Source organism: Sphingomonas faeni (assembly GCF_030817315.1).
Lineage (GTDB): Bacteria > Pseudomonadota > Alphaproteobacteria > Sphingomonadales > Sphingomonadaceae > Sphingomonas > Sphingomonas faeni_C.
On record NZ_JAUSZF010000001.1, the window covers coordinates 1,132,756 to 1,148,815 of the forward strand.

At 66.7% G+C, this 16,060-nt stretch carries 11 protein-coding genes and 2 riboswitches; of the genes, 4 read left to right on the forward strand and 7 right to left on the reverse strand.

The window, feature by feature from the left end; all coding sequences use genetic code 11:
• Positions 1 to 6: 6 nt before the first annotated feature.
• From cobW to QFZ54_RS05325, 5 genes are all read right to left on the reverse strand, one after another.
• The gene (cobW, locus tag QFZ54_RS05305) at positions 7 to 1,044 is read right to left on the reverse strand and encodes a cobalamin biosynthesis protein CobW (protein WP_307085115.1); all 1,038 of its coding nucleotides are present in this window, start codon (positions 1,042 to 1,044) and stop codon (positions 7 to 9) included.
• 106 nt (positions 1,045 to 1,150) lie between these two features.
• Positions 1,151 to 1,367: riboswitch (cobalamin riboswitch) on the reverse strand.
• Between the two features lie 158 nt (positions 1,368 to 1,525).
• A complete protein-coding gene (locus QFZ54_RS05310; RefSeq protein WP_307085117.1) occupies positions 1,526 to 2,575 on the reverse strand; it encodes a HoxN/HupN/NixA family nickel/cobalt transporter in 1,050 nt (349 codons plus the stop codon).
• 182 nt (positions 2,576 to 2,757) lie between these two features.
• Positions 2,758 to 2,974, reverse strand: a riboswitch (cobalamin riboswitch).
• A gap of 73 nt (positions 2,975 to 3,047) precedes the next feature.
• The gene (locus QFZ54_RS05315) at positions 3,048 to 5,156 is read right to left on the reverse strand and encodes a S9 family peptidase (protein WP_307085119.1); all 2,109 of its coding nucleotides are present in this window, start codon (positions 5,154 to 5,156) and stop codon (positions 3,048 to 3,050) included.
• Positions 5,153 to 7,228 (reverse strand): alpha/beta hydrolase family protein, encoded by a 2,076-nt coding sequence (locus tag QFZ54_RS05320; protein WP_307085121.1) that lies wholly within the window; start codon positions 7,226 to 7,228, stop codon positions 5,153 to 5,155. Before QFZ54_RS05320 ends, QFZ54_RS05315 begins: the two co-directional genes overlap by 4 nt.
• A 42-nt stretch (positions 7,229 to 7,270) precedes the next feature.
• A complete protein-coding gene (locus tag QFZ54_RS05325; RefSeq protein WP_307085123.1) occupies positions 7,271 to 8,641 on the reverse strand; it encodes a cytochrome P450 in 1,371 nt (456 codons plus the stop codon).
• Positions 8,642 to 8,745: 104 nt separating this feature from the next.
• Between QFZ54_RS05325 and QFZ54_RS05330 the strand changes: the two genes are divergently transcribed.
• Positions 8,746 to 9,525 carry an SDR family NAD(P)-dependent oxidoreductase gene (locus QFZ54_RS05330; RefSeq protein ID WP_307085125.1) on the forward strand — a complete coding sequence of 260 codons (780 nt, stop codon included), beginning with the start codon at positions 8,746 to 8,748 and terminating at the stop codon, positions 9,523 to 9,525.
• A 293-nt stretch (positions 9,526 to 9,818) separates the two neighbouring features.
• Here QFZ54_RS05330 and QFZ54_RS05335 read toward each other — a convergent pair whose 3' ends face one another.
• Positions 9,819 to 11,438 carry a choline dehydrogenase gene (locus QFZ54_RS05335; protein WP_307085127.1) on the reverse strand — a complete coding sequence of 540 codons (1,620 nt, stop codon included), beginning with the start codon at positions 11,436 to 11,438 and terminating at the stop codon, positions 9,819 to 9,821.
• 58 nt (positions 11,439 to 11,496) lie between these two features.
• The gene (locus QFZ54_RS05340) at positions 11,497 to 12,069 is read right to left on the reverse strand and encodes a TetR/AcrR family transcriptional regulator (RefSeq protein ID WP_307085129.1); all 573 of its coding nucleotides are present in this window, start codon (positions 12,067 to 12,069) and stop codon (positions 11,497 to 11,499) included.
• Between the two features lie 102 nt (positions 12,070 to 12,171).
• On the opposite strand from QFZ54_RS05340, the gene QFZ54_RS05345 reads away from it, so the two are divergent.
• From QFZ54_RS05345 to QFZ54_RS05355, 3 genes are read left to right on the forward strand one after another with little or no spacing between them, the layout of a single operon-like run.
• A complete protein-coding gene (locus QFZ54_RS05345) occupies positions 12,172 to 13,425 on the forward strand; it encodes an acetyl-CoA C-acetyltransferase (protein WP_307085132.1) in 1,254 nt (417 codons plus the stop codon).
• Positions 13,425 to 14,963, forward strand: coding sequence for an acyl-CoA synthetase (locus tag QFZ54_RS05350; RefSeq protein ID WP_307085134.1), 1,539 nt, complete (start codon positions 13,425 to 13,427; stop codon positions 14,961 to 14,963). Before QFZ54_RS05345 ends, QFZ54_RS05350 begins: the two co-directional genes overlap by 1 nt.
• Positions 14,960 to 16,057 (forward strand): acyl-CoA dehydrogenase family protein, encoded by a 1,098-nt coding sequence (locus QFZ54_RS05355; RefSeq protein WP_307085136.1) that lies wholly within the window; start codon positions 14,960 to 14,962, stop codon positions 16,055 to 16,057. Before QFZ54_RS05350 ends, QFZ54_RS05355 begins: the two co-directional genes overlap by 4 nt.
• The last annotated feature ends 3 nt before the right edge of the window (positions 16,058 to 16,060 follow it).

Here is a 16,060-nt window from a genome sequence, read left to right on the forward strand (position 1 = left end):
CGGGGCTCAGGCGTCCAGCGCGGCCTTGATGCGGGCCTCGTCGATGCGGTCGTGCTCGGCGATGACCACGAGTTGCGTGCGGCGTGGTTCGCCTGCGCGCCACGGGCGATCGTATTGCGTGCGGACGCGGGCGCCGACGGCCTGGACGAGCAGGCGCATCGGCTTGCCGGCGACCGCCGCGTAACCCTTCACGCGAAGGATGTCGGCGCTGCGGGCGAGCGCCTCGATCTTCGCGGTCAGGTCGGCAGGGTCGGCGATTTCGCCGAGTTCGACGACGACGCTGTCGAAATCGTCATGCTCGTGGTCGTCCTCGCCGTCGTGGTGCGAGGGGCGGCTGGCAATGTCGTCTTCGGCAGCGGCGTTGAGGCCGAGGATTACGCGGGGATCGATGACACCGTCGGTCAGGTCGATGACCGGGAGCGGCCGTGCGGACTCGGCGGCGATCACGGCGCGCGCCTTGGCAACGCCTTCGGGGCCGGCGAGGTCGACCTTGGTCAGCAGTACGAGATCTGCGCAGGCGAGCTGGTCCTCGAACACTTCCGACAGCGGCGTCTCGTGGTCGACGCTGGGGTCTGCGGCGCGCTGGGCGTCGAGCGCGGCGACGTCGGGGGCGAAGCGACCGGCGGCGACCGCCTCTGCATCGGCCAGCGCGATGACGCCGTCGACGGTGATGCGCGAGCGGATCGCGGGCCAGTCGAATGCCTTCAGCAGCGGCTTGGGCAGCGCTAGGCCGGAGGTCTCGATCAGGATGTGGTCGGGGCGCGGGTCGAGTGCGAGCAGCGTTTCGACGGTCGGGATAAAGTCGTCGGCGACGGTGCAGCAGATGCAGCCATTGGCCAGCTCGACGACGTTTTCGGCGGGGCAATCGGGGATCGCGCAGCCCTTGAGGATGTCGCCGTCGATGCCGAGCGTGCCGAATTCGTTTACCACGACCGCGAGGCGGCGGCCGTTCGCGTTGCGGATCAGGTGGCTGATGAGCGTCGTCTTGCCGGCACCGAGGAAGCCGGTGACGATGGTGACGGGGACCTTTGAAAGATCGGACATGATTATTTCCTCGACGTCTGAAGCACACGCACGCGCGACCTTTCGGCCGCACGCGTTCGTCGCTCAGACGGAGTACCGTGCCGCGACCATCCCCTGGATCGTAGCAAGAGCGACCATTGCGCTGGCAGGTCTCCTGGCTCGCGGGTCGAGGCTCGACGTACGCCTTCCCAGGTTTTCACCCAGTGGCTGCCCTCCGAAACGAAGGGCGTGTGCATCTCGCTCACCGCTTACAGTTGCAGGGACAGCCGCGGCATTGGGAGGACATCCTCCCGCACCGCATTCCCATTCAAGCCCTTCCGGGCACCGGCGCGATCTGTGAGGTTCGGTGGAACCGAGCCTCCGGGGTGGGGTTAGAGGAATTCCGGGGGCGTGCCAATGCACTCCACCTCCGTCATCCTGACGAAAGTCAGGACCCAGAGCCACGCACGATTCGGTGCTTGGCTCTGGGTCCCGGGTCGAGCCCGGGATGACGAAGGTAATATTACCCGTGCACCACCTCGATCTCGTCGAAGCGTTTCCAGCGGTAGATGGCGAAGCTCAGGACCCAGCACAGCACGAACAGGCCGATGATCGCGAAGCCGAGGCCGTTGAAGTTCTCGCCGAGTGCGGCTGCCAGATCCCAGATGCCGCCGGTCAGGCCGAGCTTTGCGCCGAGCAGCGCGAGCGTCTCGATACCTCCGATCGCGATCGCGACTATGGCGGAGATCAGCGTGATGGTGATGTTGTAATAGAGCTTGCGGATCGGCTTCACGAACGCCCATTCGTACGCGCCTAGCATGACGACGCCGTCCGCCGTGTCGACCAGCGCCATGCCGGTCGCGAACAGCACGGGGAGGACGAGCACGGTGCCGATCGACAGACCGTCGGCGGCCTGGCTCGCGGAAAGGCCGAGGATCGCGACCTCCGTGGCGGTGTCGAAGCCGAGGCCGAACAGGAAGCCGAGCGGGGCCATGTGCCAGCTTCGGGTCACCAGCCGGAACATCGGGCGAAACAGCCGCGCGAGCAGGCCGCGACTGCCGAGCAGCAGGTCGAGATCCTCCTCGACATAGGTGCCGCCGCCGCGGACGTGGCCGAAGGTGCGCCAGACCGAGCGGAGGATGATGAGGTTCATCGCGGCGATCGTGAAGAGGAACAGCGCGGAGATCATCGTCGCGACCACGCCGCCGACCTGCTTGAACGCCTCGAACTGCGACAGTGCGCTGGCGGTGAGTGCGATCGCGACGGCAGCGATGAGCACGATCCCCGAATGGCCGATCGCGAACCAGAAGCCGACGGCGATCGGGCGCTGGCCTTCCTGCATGAGTTTGCGGGTTACGTTGTCGATCGCGGCGATGTGGTCGGCGTCGACTGCGTGACGCAGGCCCAATCCCCAGGCGAGCAAGGTCGTGCCGAGCATGAGGGGCTGCGCGTGGAACAGCGAGAATGCCCAGCCCCAGGCGGCGATATTTGCCGCGACCAGCCCTGCGAACAGCCAGCCGATGCGCTTGCGGGTCGAAACCCGCGTCGATCTCTCGAATGTTGAAGTCGTCATGCACAAACCCCGCAGCGTCCGACGAGGACCGGGGCCTGCCGCGAACGGCCGGGACATACGACGACCGGACGCCATGAGCGGCCGACGCACGACGCCGATGCGGCCCCCGCCACATGGTCGTCGCTCAGCCAGTGTCACGCAGGCGGCGTTCACCGTGCCTCGGCCACCCCCTGGACCGGGACAAGAGCGACCAGACGCCGGCAGGTCTCCTGGCTCGCGGGTCGTTGCTCGATGCACGCCTTCCCAGGCTTTGCGGCCCAGTGGCTGCCCTCGCGTAGAGGGCTCGTGCGTCTCGCTCGCCGCTTACAGTTGCAGGGACAGCCGCGGCATAGGACGGCGAACCGTCCGCACCGCATTCCCAATCAAGCCCTTCCGGGCACCGACGCGATCACGGGAAACGGCTGGAAGCCGCATCCCGCGCGATCGGTACCCTGCTTTCGCCAATGTGCCAACGGGCGTGCCAACGGGCGTGCTATTTCGCGACGCCCAGCTGTTGCAGCATGAACGCCTGCCATTCCGAATTCTGGCGATAGCGTTCGAAGCGGCCGGACTTGCCTCCGTGCCCTGCCTCCATGTTGACGCGGAACAGCAGCGGGTTCTTGTCGGTCTTCAGTTCGCGGAGCTTGGCGACCCATTTGGTCGGCTCGTAATATTGCACCTGGCTGTCCCATAGCCCGGTGCCGACGTAGAGTGCCGGATACGCCGTCGCCTTGACGTTGTCGTACGGCGAGTAGCTCAGCATGTAGTCGTACGACGCCTTCTGCGCGGGGTTGCCCCATTCGTCGTACTCGAACGTCGTCAGCGGGATCGACGCGTCGAGCATCGTCGTAACCACGTCGACGAACGGGACCTGCGCGATGATCAGTTTGTAGTCCGCCGGCGCCATGTTCGCGACGCCGCCCATCAGCAGCCCGCCCGCACTGCCGCCCATCGCCGCGACGCGGTCCTTGGCGGCGTATTTTTGCGCGACGAGATAGCGGGTGACGTCGATGAAGTCGGTGAAGCTGTTCTTCTTGTTGAGCAGGTGGCCGTCGTCATACCAGCCGCGGCCCATCTCCTGCCCGCCGCGGATATGCGCAATCGCGTAGACGACGCCGCGATCGAGCAGGTCTATGCGGCCAGGGTCGACGGCGGGGTCGCTCGAGATGCCGTAGCTGCCATAGGCGTATTGGAAGAGCGGCGCGGTGCCGTCGCGCTTGGTGCCCTTGGCGTAGACCAGCGATACGGGGATCCGCGTGCCGTCTCGCGCGGGCGCCCAGACGCGTTCGGTGACGTATTTTGCGGGGTCGTATCCCGGCACCGGGGCGACCTTCAGCGCGCGCCGCTCGCCGGTTTTGGCGTTGACCTCGTAGGTGGTGGTCGGCGTGACTAGCGATCCATAGGTGTAGCGGACCCACGGCGTTGCGATTTCCTCGTTGACGTCGAGCGACATGCGATAGGCGGGTTCGTCGGCGGTGACCGCAGTCGACTTGCCCGCATCGTTCAGGACGCGGATCATGCGGTTGCCGCCCTCGCGTTGGTCGATCGCGACGAAGCCTTCGAAGGGCTTGAAGCCCTCGATGAAGACGGTGTCGCTGGCGGGCGTCAGGTCGCGCCATGCGGCCGTTCCCTTGGCGAGATCGGCATCGGCGACGGTGACGAGCTTGTAGTTCTTCGCGTCCTTGTTGGTGCGGATGATCCAGCGGTTGCCGATGTGATCCGCGCCGTAGCGGAACTCGCGCGCCCTTGGGGCGACGATCGTGAAGCTGGTTGGCGCGGCGGCGGCAGCGCAGCGTTGCTCGTCGCTGACCGTGCTGCTCACGCCGATGCAGACGAACTTGTCATCGGCGGTGCGCGAGACGCCCATCGAGTAGGTGTCGTCCTTTTCTTCGTACAGCAACCGGTCGCTGGCGGCGGGTGTGCCGAGGACGTGCGCCTTCACGCGGTAGCCCCGGAGCGTCACCGGGTCCTTCTCGACATAGAGAATGGTCTTGTTGTCGTCCGCCCAGACGACGTTCGGCTCGATGTTCGAGAGCGTGTCGGCGATCGCCGCACCGGTGGCGAGGTCCTTCACCTTGAGGACGTATTGGCGACGGCCGACGGTGTCTTCGGCCCAGGCGACGCGGGCGTTGTCGGGGCTCACCGCCCAGTCGCTGAGCGCGAAGAAGCTGTGGCCCTTCGCCATCGCCGGCTCGTCGAACAGCGTTTCGGCGGGCGCGGTGCGGCTGCCCTTGCGGCGCTCCAGGATCGGGTAATCCGCGCCGGTCTGGAACCGTGAGCCGTAATAATAGCCGTTCTTCGCATACGGCGCCGAACTGTCGTCCTGCTTGATATGCGAGACGGTCTCTTCGTAAAGCTTGGCCTGGAGCGGCTTCAGCGAGGCGAGCTCCGCGTCGGCATAGGCGTTCTCGGCGGCAAGATAGGCGAGCATCTCGGGGTTCTTCCGCGTGTCGTCGCGCAGCCAGTAATAGTCGTCCTCGCGCGCGCCATTGGGCGACGTCACCTGGAACGGCTTCTTCGCCACGCGCGGGGGCTGGACCTGCGCCACCGCCGCCGTCGAGACCAGCGCCACGCCGGCCAGCATCATGTACCGTATCGTCATTGTGCGACTCCCTGTGTTGCCGCAGTTGCTGTGGCCGGCTTCCGGTATCGATCGAACCAGGCGATGATCGCCGACGCCTTGGCCGCGGATTGCGACGGGCGTGCGGCGAGGCCGCCGTGGCTTGCGCCCGGCACCTTCACCAGCGCGGTCGGCACGCCGCGGATCTGGAGCGCCGCGTAATATTGCTCGGATTCGCTCACCGGCGTCCGGAAATCGTCGCCACCGACCACCACCAGCGTCGGTGTCTTGACGTTGCCGACGATGCTCAACGGCGAGCGGTTCCAATAGCTCATCGGATCCTCCCACGGCAGCTTGGTGAACCAGTAGCGCGAGGTGAACAGCGTGTTGTCCATCGTCAGCGCCTCGCTGATCCAGTTGATCACCGGTTTCTGCGTCGCGGCGGCCTTGAACCGGTCGGTCTTGCCAACGATCCAGGCGGTCAGCAGCCCGCCGCCAGAGCCGCCGGTCACGAACAGATTGTCGGGATCGGCGGTACCCTCCGCGATCGCCGCATCGACCGAGGCGATCAGGTCGTCGTAATCGGCCGCCGGATAGGTCTTGTCGATCAGGTTGGCGAACTCGGCGCCATAGGAGGTCGAACCGCGCGGGTTGGTCCAGAGCACGGCGTACCCGGCCGCGGCGTAAAGCTGCATGTCGGTCGCGAAGCCGGGGCCGTAGGCGGCGTTCGGGCCGCCGTGGATTTCGAGGATCAGCGGTACGCGCTGGCCTGCGACGCGTCCCGGCGGGGTGGCGAGCCAAGCGTCGATCGGCCGACCATCTGGCGCGGTCACCGCGATCTTGCGGACCGGCGCAAGGGCCTTCGATCCGGTCAGCACCGAGTTGAGCGTCGTCAGCCGCCGCGGCTTCCCGCCCGCCAGCACCCAGACGTCGGCGGGTGCGCTCGCATCGCCGCCGGTATAGGCGATGGTGCCGCCCTTCGAGACGGAGAACTCGCCGCCGGTATAGGGCCGGTCGAGCCCGCCGCCCGCGACATTGTCGATCAGCGGCGTGACGCGGCCATCGATACCGATGCGCGCAACGCGGCGCTGGCCGTGATCGTCATAGCTCGCATACAGGCTGCGGCCGTCGGCGGCCCACACCGCGTCCTCGATTCCGCGGTCGAGCGTGGCGGTTAGGGAGCGCGGCGACGCGGCACCGCTGTCGCCGACATACAGCTCTGTGTTCTCGTAGCTGCGGCGCTTGTCGTCGAAGCCGAGCCACGCGATCTTCGAGCCATCTGGCGACACGCGCGGCTGCGCGTCGGGACCGTCGCGCGTCGTCAGCGTCCGCAGCGCGCCGCTGGTGGCATCGACCGCGATCACGTCGGAGTTCATCACCTGCCGATCGGCGGCGGGCCCACGGATCGCCGCGAAGACGATGCTGCGGCCATCGGGCGTCCATGACAGCGGGCCGCCATCGTCAAACTTGCCGTATGTGAGCTGCCTTGCCGCGCCGCCGTCCGCGCCCACCACGAACAGATGGTCGTAGCCCGGCTTTACATAGCCCGGCCCGTCGTTGCGGTAGTTGACCCGATCGATGATCGTCAGCGGCTCGGCCCATTTCGCGCCCTCGGGCTTAGGTGGCTGCATGCCGAGCTTGGTCCCCTCGCCTGCTACCGTTGCGATATAGGCGAGCTTGGTGCCGTCGGGCGACCAGGCGAGCGCCTGCGGATCGCCGGGGAAGCTCGTCACGCGCGCGCTCTGCGCACCGCCGATCCAGCGGACGAACAGCTGCGATCCTTCGCCCTCGCGTGCGGTATAGGCGATGCGCGCGCCGTCCGGCGACCAGCGCGGGCTGCTGCCATCCGTCGCGAACGGCGTCTGGCGGCCGCTCGCGACGTCGATAAGCCACAGCGACGACTGCATCCTGTCGGTCATCACGTCGCCGGTGCGGCGGACATAGACGATCGTCTTGCCGTCCGGGCTGATCTGCGGGTCCGCCGCGATCGTCAGGCCGAACAGGTCGCTGCCGGTGAAGCTGCGCGTCGGACCGTCCGGTAGTGGCGCGGACGGCTGCTGTTGGGCAAAGGCCGGCGTCGCCGCGAGCAAGAGTAGAGCTAGGGTCAAGCGCAACGAACGGCTCCTTCGAATGAACCGCGCGAGGATGACGGATTGTTACGGGGAAGCAAGCGGTACGAACGTGACGGGCAGGCCATCCTTCGGGCGTGGGATCGGGAACACCTGCCAAGCATCCCCGCTGCCCGCCGCCGCCTCGATCCGGTAGCGCGTGAGCAGGTGCGCGATCAGCAGTCGCATCTGCATCGTCGCGAAATGCAGCCCGATGCACATGTGCGCGCCGCCACCGAACGGCACCCAGGCGAACCGGTGCCGGCCCTTCGATGCTTCCGGCGTGAAGCGGAGCGGATCGAACCGGTCGGGATCGGGCCAGTGCTCGGCCATGCGGTGCGTGTAGGTGATCCCGACGCCGACGTTCGTGCCTGCCGGGATCTCATACCCGCCGAAACTGAAATCCTTCAGCGCGCGCCGAGGGATCGACGGGACCGGCGGCATCATCCGCAGCGATTCCTTGAACGCATATTCGGTGAGCACGAGGCGATCGAGTTGCTCGGTCAGCGGCATGGCCGGGTCGAGCGCGGCGACCTCCTCGCGCAACCCCTCCTGCCAATCCGGATTGCGCGCGAGCAGCATCACCAAGCTCGTCGCGGACGAGGTGATCGTGTCGTGCGCCGCCATCATCAGGAAGTTCATGTGGTCGGCGATCGCCAGCGCGCTCAACGGCGCGCCGTCGTCATCGGTCGCGCGGCAGAATTGCGAGAAGAAATCCTGGCCGTTGCCGGTCCGCCGCGCAGGGATCTCGCGCTCGAAAAAGTCGATAAGATAGGCGCGGGCGCTGACCCCCTTGCGCATCTGCGTCCCCGGCCAGGGTTTGCGGATCGGTGAGACGCTCGCCTGTACCTCGTCGACGAACGCCTGGTTGATCTTGTCGGCTTCGGCGCCGAGTGGTACGCCGAGGAAGCTGGTCGCGGCGAGGTCGAGCGTGAGTTTCTTGACCGCGTCGTAGAAGCGTAGCGTCTGGCCGCTCCAGCTTCCGACTGCGGCCTCGATCCCGGCGTCCAGTTCGGTCGCGTAATGCCGCATCGGCTCGGGCTTGAATGCGACCGACAGTGTTTTTCGATCTGCGCGATGCTTGTCGAAATCCATCAACATCAGGCCGCGCGGGAACAGCAGGTTGAGAAGCGGCCCCCAGCCCTGTTCGGACGAGAAGACCTTGTCGCGGTCGAACAGGACCAGTTCGTTGGCGTCGGGACCGAGCAGGTTGACGCCCGTGCCGCCCAGCGCGCGGTTGCGATAGACCGGGCCGTACCGCGCCGCCATGCCTTCGGAAAACGCGATCGGATCGGCGAGCAGCTTGAACGTGTTGCCGACGAACGGCAGCCCGTTGCTGCCAGGTATATGATCGAGCGCACCCTTGAGCTGGCGCGGGAGCCAGTGCGGACTGGCGTTCTGCAACATGGCGTGGCTCATCGTCGGATCCTCAGCGACATGCCGGCTTGGCAACGCCCGAATACGAGCATAACTAATGTTCTGCAACCGGGGCGCGGATCCCGGGGCTTTGACAGGAGAGATGCATGGACCTCGCAAACACTGCTGCCGTCGTGACCGGCGGCGCGTCAGGATTGGGCGCGGCGACCGCGCACGCGCTGGCCGCCAAGGGCGCGAAGGTGGCGATCTTCGACCTCCAGGCGGACAAGGGCGAAGCGCTGGCGGCGGAGATCGGCGGGGTGTTCTGCAAGGTCGACGTGACGTCGGACGACAGCGTCGATGCGGGGTTTGCGGGGGCACGCGCGGCGCACGGCCAGGAGCGGATCCTGGTCAATTGCGCGGGGACGGGGAATGCGGCGAAGACTGCTGGGCGGTCGAAGCAGGATGGCTCGATCAAGCACTTCCCGCTCGACGCGTTCGACCGGATCATCCAGATCAACCTGGTCGGCACGTTCCGTTGTCTCGCCAAGTCGGCGGCGGGGATGCTGACGCTTGAGCCCGGCGAGGACGGCGAACGCGGCGCGATCGTCAATACCGCGAGCGCCGCGGCGGAGGACGGCCAGATGGGGCAAGCCGCCTATTCCGCTTCGAAGGCGGGGGTGGTCGGGATGACGCTGCCGATCGCGCGCGACCTGATGAGCGAGGGGATACGGGTGAACACGATCCTGCCGGGGATCTTCGACACGCCGTTGCTGGCGGCGGCCCCGCAGCAGGTCCGCGATGCGCTGGCGGCGTTGGTGCCATTTCCGAAGCGCTTGGGGCGGCCGGAGGAATTTGCGGCACTCGCGCTGACGATGATCGAATGCGGGTATTTCAATGGCGAGGATGTGCGGCTGGACGGCGCAATCCGGATGGCGCCTCGGTAACTCGAGCTTAAGCGCTAACCCCATCCTCCCGTCATCCTGACGAAAGTCAGGACCCAGGATCACACGCGATGTCGTCCTCGGCTCTGGATCCTGACTTTCGTCAGGATCACGGGAAATTGGGGGATGGCGCACGATGGCGGAGATTTCCCCGCGCGTCGAACCATTCCCCCACCCCGGCGGAGGCCGGGGCCCAAGTGGGGGACGCTGGTGGCTGAGGATCGCGCGTCGTCACGGCGACCTTTCCAATTGGGCCCCGGCCTCCGCCGGGGTGGTGTTTTGGGGGAGGGCGGTTGCTAAGCCGCCCGCGCCAACTGCCGCCCCTTGATCATGTCCGCCGCCTTTTCCGCGATCATGATCGTCGGCGCATTCGTGTTCGAGCCGATCAGCGTCGGCATCACCGATGCGTCCACCACGCGCAGTCCCTCCAACCCGCGCGCCGCGAGCGTCGCGTCGACCACCGCCATACTGTCGTCCGCGGTGCCCATCTTGCAGGTGCCGACCGGGTGGTAGATCGTCTCCGCCGTCCGCCTTACCCAGGCGTCGATCTCATCGTCGGTGCGCACATCCTCACCGGGCGACAATTCCCCCGCCCGGTACGGATCGAGCGCCGCCTGCCGCGCGACATCGCGACCGATTTCGACACAGGCGCGCATGACGCGGCGGTCCTCCGCGGTCGCGAGGTAGTTCGCGAAGATCACGGGATCGGCGAACGGATCGGCCGAACGCAGCCCGATCCGCCCCCGGCTCTCCGGCCGCAACTGACACAGGTGCAGCGTAAAGCCGTCCTCAGTCGCCTTCACCTTGCCGTGGTCCTGCATGATCGCGAGCACCGCGTGGATTTGCACATCCGGCCGCGAAAGCCCTTCGCGCGACGACACGAACGCGCCGGCCTCGAGGAATTGCTGCCGCCCTGCCCCCTTGCCGCGCAACAGGTAATTGAGGCCGACGCCAAGCATGCCGACGCCCTTGGTCATGGTGTAGCCGGTGCGCAGCCCGCGCGATTTCCAGTTCATCACGACGTCCAGATGATCCTGCAGGTTCTCCCCGACACCGGGCAATGCATGCACGACGCCCACCCCCGCCGCGGTCAGCCGGTCCGGATCGCCGATCCCCGACAACTGGAGGATGTGCGGCGATTGCACCGCTCCCGCGCACAACAGCACCTCGCGCGTCGCCGTCACCGACTCCGCCCGCGCGCCCTTGTCGAGCACGTAATCGACACCGGTTGCACGCCTCTTGTCGATCCGGATCCGCGTCGTCCGCGCGCCCGTCAAGCAGGTCAGATTACGCCGCGACAACACCGGCCGCAGATACGCCGCCGCGGTGCTCCAGCGCTTCCCGTCCGCGACAGTCAGATCATAGCGGCCGAAGCCCTCCTGGCTCGCCCCATTGAAGTCCTCGGTCACAGGATAGCCCGCCTGCCGCCCCGCCTCGACCAGCGCATCGTAGAACGGGCTGTCCGACTCCCCGCCCGAGATCGTCAGCGGCCCCCCGCCGCCGTGCAGATCGCAGTCGCCGCGATGATGCCCTTCCAATCGTTTGAAATACGGGAGCACGTCGTCGAACGACCAGCCCGGCAAACCCATCTGTCGCCACTCGTCGTAATCCTGCGGATGCCCCCGCGTGTAGATCATGCCGTTGATCGACGAACTGCCGCCCAGCCCCTTGCCGCGCGGCCACCACAGGCGGCGGTTGTCGAGATGCGGCTCGGGCTCGGTCGAAAAGCCCCAGTTGCTCGCATTCTTGCTCTTGATCAGCTCGCCGACGCCTGCGGGCATCCGCACCAGCACGCCGTCGTTGCGCCCGCCCGCCTCGAGCAGCAGCACGCTCACGTCGGGGTCCTCGGTCAGTCGCGCGGCCAGCACGCAGCCGGCCGAGCCCGCGCCGATAATTACGTAGTCATACGTCTGCATGCCCGCATCCTCCTCATAACGCTCCGCTTTTTTTACGGAGTCGCCTTATCTCGATACGCTAGCGCTCGCACAGTAGCGTAAGCAACCCGTTCCGCAGCACGCCGCGATCGAGCCCTTCGACCGGATGCACCTCGCTCAGGCCCACGGCGAGCAGCGCATAGCCGCGAATTCCCGCCTCGACGGAATCGAACCCGTGCGCGGTCAGTTGCGCGACCAGGAACGCCATCACCTTGTCGTCATGCTCGCGGATCGCCGCCGCCGCCCGCGCGTCGCTCTTCGCCCAGGCGCGCATCGCCAGCGCGAGTTGCGACATGTCGTGATCGCGGACATGCTCGGCGAACGCGCGGATCCGCTCGACCGGCGCGAGATCGGACGCGGTCAGCGATGCCAGCAACGGATCGATCTGCGCCTCCGCGAAATACGATGCGAGCGCGGCGTGATAGCCGTCAAAATCCTTGAAATGATGATAGAAACTGCCGGTCGACGCCCCGGCGGCCTGTGCGAGGCTGCGGAGTTTCAGCGCGCGAAGACCACCGCTCTTGAGCAGCGCCTGCCCGATCTCCAGCCAATCGCGCGGCGCCAGATCCGCGCGGGGTGCAACATCGTTTTCAACCGATACCGTGCTTGACAAGCCACTCTCCATAACGAATGTTACGTCGGAACGAAGCCGGACGCAATCCGGCATCAGACACCACGACCGCACCAAAGCGGCGGGTGTAACAGGAGAGAGAGTGTGGCCGAGGCATTGATCATCGACGCCGTCCGTACCCCGCGCGGGATCGGCAAGACGGGCAAGGGCGCCCTCGCCCACATGCACCCGCAACACCTCGCCGCGACCGTTCTCAAGGCAATTGCCGAGCGAAACAAGCTCGATACCGCCGACGTCGACGACATCATCTGGTCGACCTCGACGCAGCGTGGCGAGCAGAGCGGCGATCTCGGGCGGATGGCGGCGCTTGATGCGGGCTATGACGTCAGGGCCAGCGGAACGACGCTCGACCGTTTCTGTGGCGGCGGGATCACCGCGGTCAACTTCGCCGCAGCGCAGATCATGAGCGGGATGGAAGACCTCGTCATCGCCGGCGGCACCGAGATGATGTCGCTGACTACGACGATGATGCAGGACGACATGGCGGCGGGGAAGCGACCGCTCGGGATCGGCTCGGGCAACGCCAGGCTCGATGCGGCGCATCCGCAATCGAACCAGGGTATCTGCGCCGACGCGATCGCCAGTATCGAGGGGATCGACCGCGAGACCCTCGAAGCGCTCGGGCTCGAAAGCCAGCGCCGCGCCGCCGTGGCGATCGCCGAAGGGCGGTTCGATCGCAGCTTGGTCCCCGTCACCGACGCGACCGGCGCACTGGTGCTGGAGAAGGACGAATATCCTCGGCCGGACACGACTGCAGAGGGCCTTGCCGCGCTGCGCCCCTCGTTCGCCGGGATCGCCGACGTGCCGCTCGACGACAAGGGCACGACATACCGCAAGCAGATCAACCGCCGCTATCCCGATCTGGAGATCGCGCACGTCCATCATGCCGGCAATTCGTCGGGCGTGGTCGACGGTGCCGCCGCGATCCTGCTCGCCAGCGCCGAGTATGCCGCCAAGCACGGGCTGAAACCGCGTGCGCGGATCGTCGCGATGGCGAACATGGGCGACGACCCGACGCTGATGCTGAACGCGCCCGTCCCCGCCGCGCGGAAGGTGCTGGCGAAGGCGGGGCTGACGGTCGACGATATCGACCTGTGGGAGATCAACGAGGCGTTCGCCGTGGTCGCCGAGAAGTTCATCCGCGACCTGAAGCTCGACCGTGACAAGGTGAACGTCAACGGCGGCTCGATCGCGCTGGGGCACCCGATCGGCGCGACCGGGGCGATCTTGATCGGGACGATATTGGACGAACTCGAACGCCGCGACCTGAAGCGCGGGCTCGTGACGATGTGTGCGGGCGGCGGAATGGCACCGGCGATCATCATCGAGCGCGTCTGATGCATCCCGTCGCGCACGCGCTGACGACGCCCGACAAGCCCGCCTACATCATGGCGGCGACGGGCGAGACGGTGACGTATGGCGACCTCGGTGTACGCGCGAACCAGGGCGCGCATTTGTTCCGGTCGCTCGGGCTGAAGCGGGGCGATGGGATCGCGGTGCTGATGGACAATTCGGCGCGTTACCTGGAGGTGATCTGGGCGGCAGAGCGCACCGGCGTGTATTGTACCTGCCTGTCGTCGAAGCTGACCGCAGGCGAGGCAGAGTACATCATCCGCGACGGCGATTGCCGGGTTCTGATCGCGAGCAAGGGTTGTGCGGAGGTTGCCGCCACGCTGGTGCCGATGCTCGACGACGTGCGGCGCTACGTGGTCGACGGCGCGATTGACGGGTACGCGTCTTACGAAGCCGCGCGCGACGCAAAGCCCGCCACGCCGATCGCCGACCCCTCGCCCGGCGGCATCCTGCTCTATTCCTCGGGCACGACCGGCAAGCCCAAGGGCGTCAAGCACGCGCTGTCCGACGAGCCGTTCGGCACCAACGTCTCGCCGCTCGTGATGCTCGGCAAGGGGTTGTACGGGTTCACGCCCGAGATGGTCTATCTCTCGCCAGCGCCGCTGTATCACGCGGCGCCATTGCGCTGGTCGATGGCGGTGCATCAGGTCGGCGGCACCGTCGTCGCAATGGAGCATTTCGACCCAGAGGCCGCGCTCGCCGCGATCGAGCGCTATCGGATCACGCACGCGCAATGGGTGCCGACGCACTTCATCCGGTTGCTAAAACTCCCGCCCGACATTCGCGAGCGGTACGACGTGTCGTCGCTGAAGGCTGTGTGGCATGCCGCGGCCCCCTGCCCGATCCCGGTCAAGCAGGCGATGATCGACTGGTGGGGCCCGATCATCGGCGAATATTATGCCGGCACCGAAGGCAACGGGTTCTGCGCGATCTCCAGCGCGGAATGGCTGACGCACAAGGGTTCGGTCGGCCGCAACCTGACCGCGCAGACGATGATCTGCGACGAGGAGGGCAACGCATTGCCCCCTCGCGCGGAAGGTGACGTCTACTTCGCGGGCGGCGGCGCGTTCGAATATCACAACGATCCCGCCAAGACCGCCGAAGCCGCCAACGCGCAGGGGTGGACGACGCTCGGCGATGTCGGCTGGCTCGACGAAGAGGGCTATCTCTACCTCACCGACCGCAAGAGCTTCATGATCATTTCGGGCGGCGTGAACATCTACCCCGCCGAGATCGAGAACCTCCTCGTCACCCATCCGAAAGTCGCCGATGTCGCGGTGATCGGCGCGCCCGACGACGAGATGGGCGAGCAGGTGGTGGCCATCGTCTGCCCCGCCGACCCGACCGAGGATCGCGCGCAACTCGCCGCCGAACTCAGCGCGTTCGCCCGCGCGAACCTCAGCCACGTCAAGGCGCCGCGTCGGATTGACTTTCGTGAGACGTTGCCGCGGCACGAGACGGGGAAGCTCTACAAGCGCCTGCTCCGTGACGAATATTGGGCCCAGCCGAGGGAGTCCGCATGAACTTCGATTATTCCGACGACCAGAAATTCCTCAAGGACGAAGCGCGCAAGTTTCTCGGCGCGCATTGCGGCAGCGACCGTGTCCGCGCGGTGCTCGACGATGCCTCCAAGGCGTATGACGTCGATCTTTGGAAAGCTGTTGCTGCACAAGGCTGGCTCGGCGCGGCAATCCCCGAAGAGTTCGGCGGTCTCGGTCTCGGCCATATCGAACTCTGCGCGATCGCCGAGGAACTGGGGCGAGCCTGCGCGCCGATCCCGTTCGCCTCGACCGTCTATTTCGTGGCGGAAGCGCTCATGTTGTACGGGAGCGACGCGCAGAAGATTCGGTGGCTTCCCCGGATCGCGGCGGGCGATGTCATCGGTGCGTTCGCCACGTCCGAAGGTGCCGGCCCGGTCACCGCACGCTCCGTCCGCACCTCAGTCTCCGGTGGCAAGCTCACCGGCGAGAAGATCCCCGTGACCGATGGTGACGTCGCCGACCTGATCGTCGTCCTCGCGCGCGACGGCCTCTACCTCGTCGAGCAGGGTGCAGGCGCTGCGATCGAGGTGCTGGAAACGCTCGACCCGGCCCGCAGCGCCGCCCGCCTCACCTTCGACGACGCGCCTTGCGAGAAACTCGGCACCGACGACGGCATCGCTGCGACGCAGGCGGTGTTCGATCGCGCCGCCGTCCTCCTCGCGTTCGAGCAGCTCGGGGGGGCGGATCGGTGCCTCGACATGGCGAAGGGGTACGCGCTCGATCGCTACGCATTCGGCCGGCAAATCGGCGGGTATCAGGCGATCATGCACAAGCTCGCCGACATGTACGTCAAGAACGAACTCGCGCGCTCGAACGCCTATTACGGCGCATGGGCGCTGAACGCGGACGCCGCCGAACTCCCGCTAGCCGCGGCCACCGCGCGCGTCGCCGCATCCGACGCATACTGGTTCGCGTCGAAGGAGAACATCCAGACGCATGGCGGAATGGGCTTCACCTGGGAGTCCGACTGCCATCTCTATTACCGCCGCTCGCGTCAGCTCGCGCTGGTAGCCGGCGCCCCCGCAGCGTGGCGCGAACGCCTCGTTGGCCATCTCGAAATGCGCAACGCCGCCTGATCG

Coding starts and splice junctions, on each gene's coding strand:
- cobW (WP_307085115.1), bottom strand. CDS start 1,044: ATGTCCGATCTTTCAAAGGTCCCCGTCACCATCGTCACCGGCTTCCTC.
- QFZ54_RS05310 (WP_307085117.1), bottom strand. CDS start 2,575: ATGACGACTTCAACATTCGAGAGATCGACGCGGGTTTCGACCCGCAAG.
- QFZ54_RS05315 (WP_307085119.1), bottom strand. CDS start 5,156: ATGACGATACGGTACATGATGCTGGCCGGCGTGGCGCTGGTCTCGACG.
- QFZ54_RS05325 (WP_307085123.1), bottom strand. CDS start 8,641: ATGAGCCACGCCATGTTGCAGAACGCCAGTCCGCACTGGCTCCCGCGC.
- QFZ54_RS05330 (WP_307085125.1), top strand. CDS start 8,746: ATGGACCTCGCAAACACTGCTGCCGTCGTGACCGGCGGCGCGTCAGGA.
- QFZ54_RS05335 (WP_307085127.1), bottom strand. CDS start 11,438: ATGCAGACGTATGACTACGTAATTATCGGCGCGGGCTCGGCCGGCTGC.
- QFZ54_RS05350 (WP_307085134.1), top strand. CDS start 13,425: ATGCATCCCGTCGCGCACGCGCTGACGACGCCCGACAAGCCCGCCTAC.
- QFZ54_RS05355 (WP_307085136.1), top strand. CDS start 14,960: ATGAACTTCGATTATTCCGACGACCAGAAATTCCTCAAGGACGAAGCG.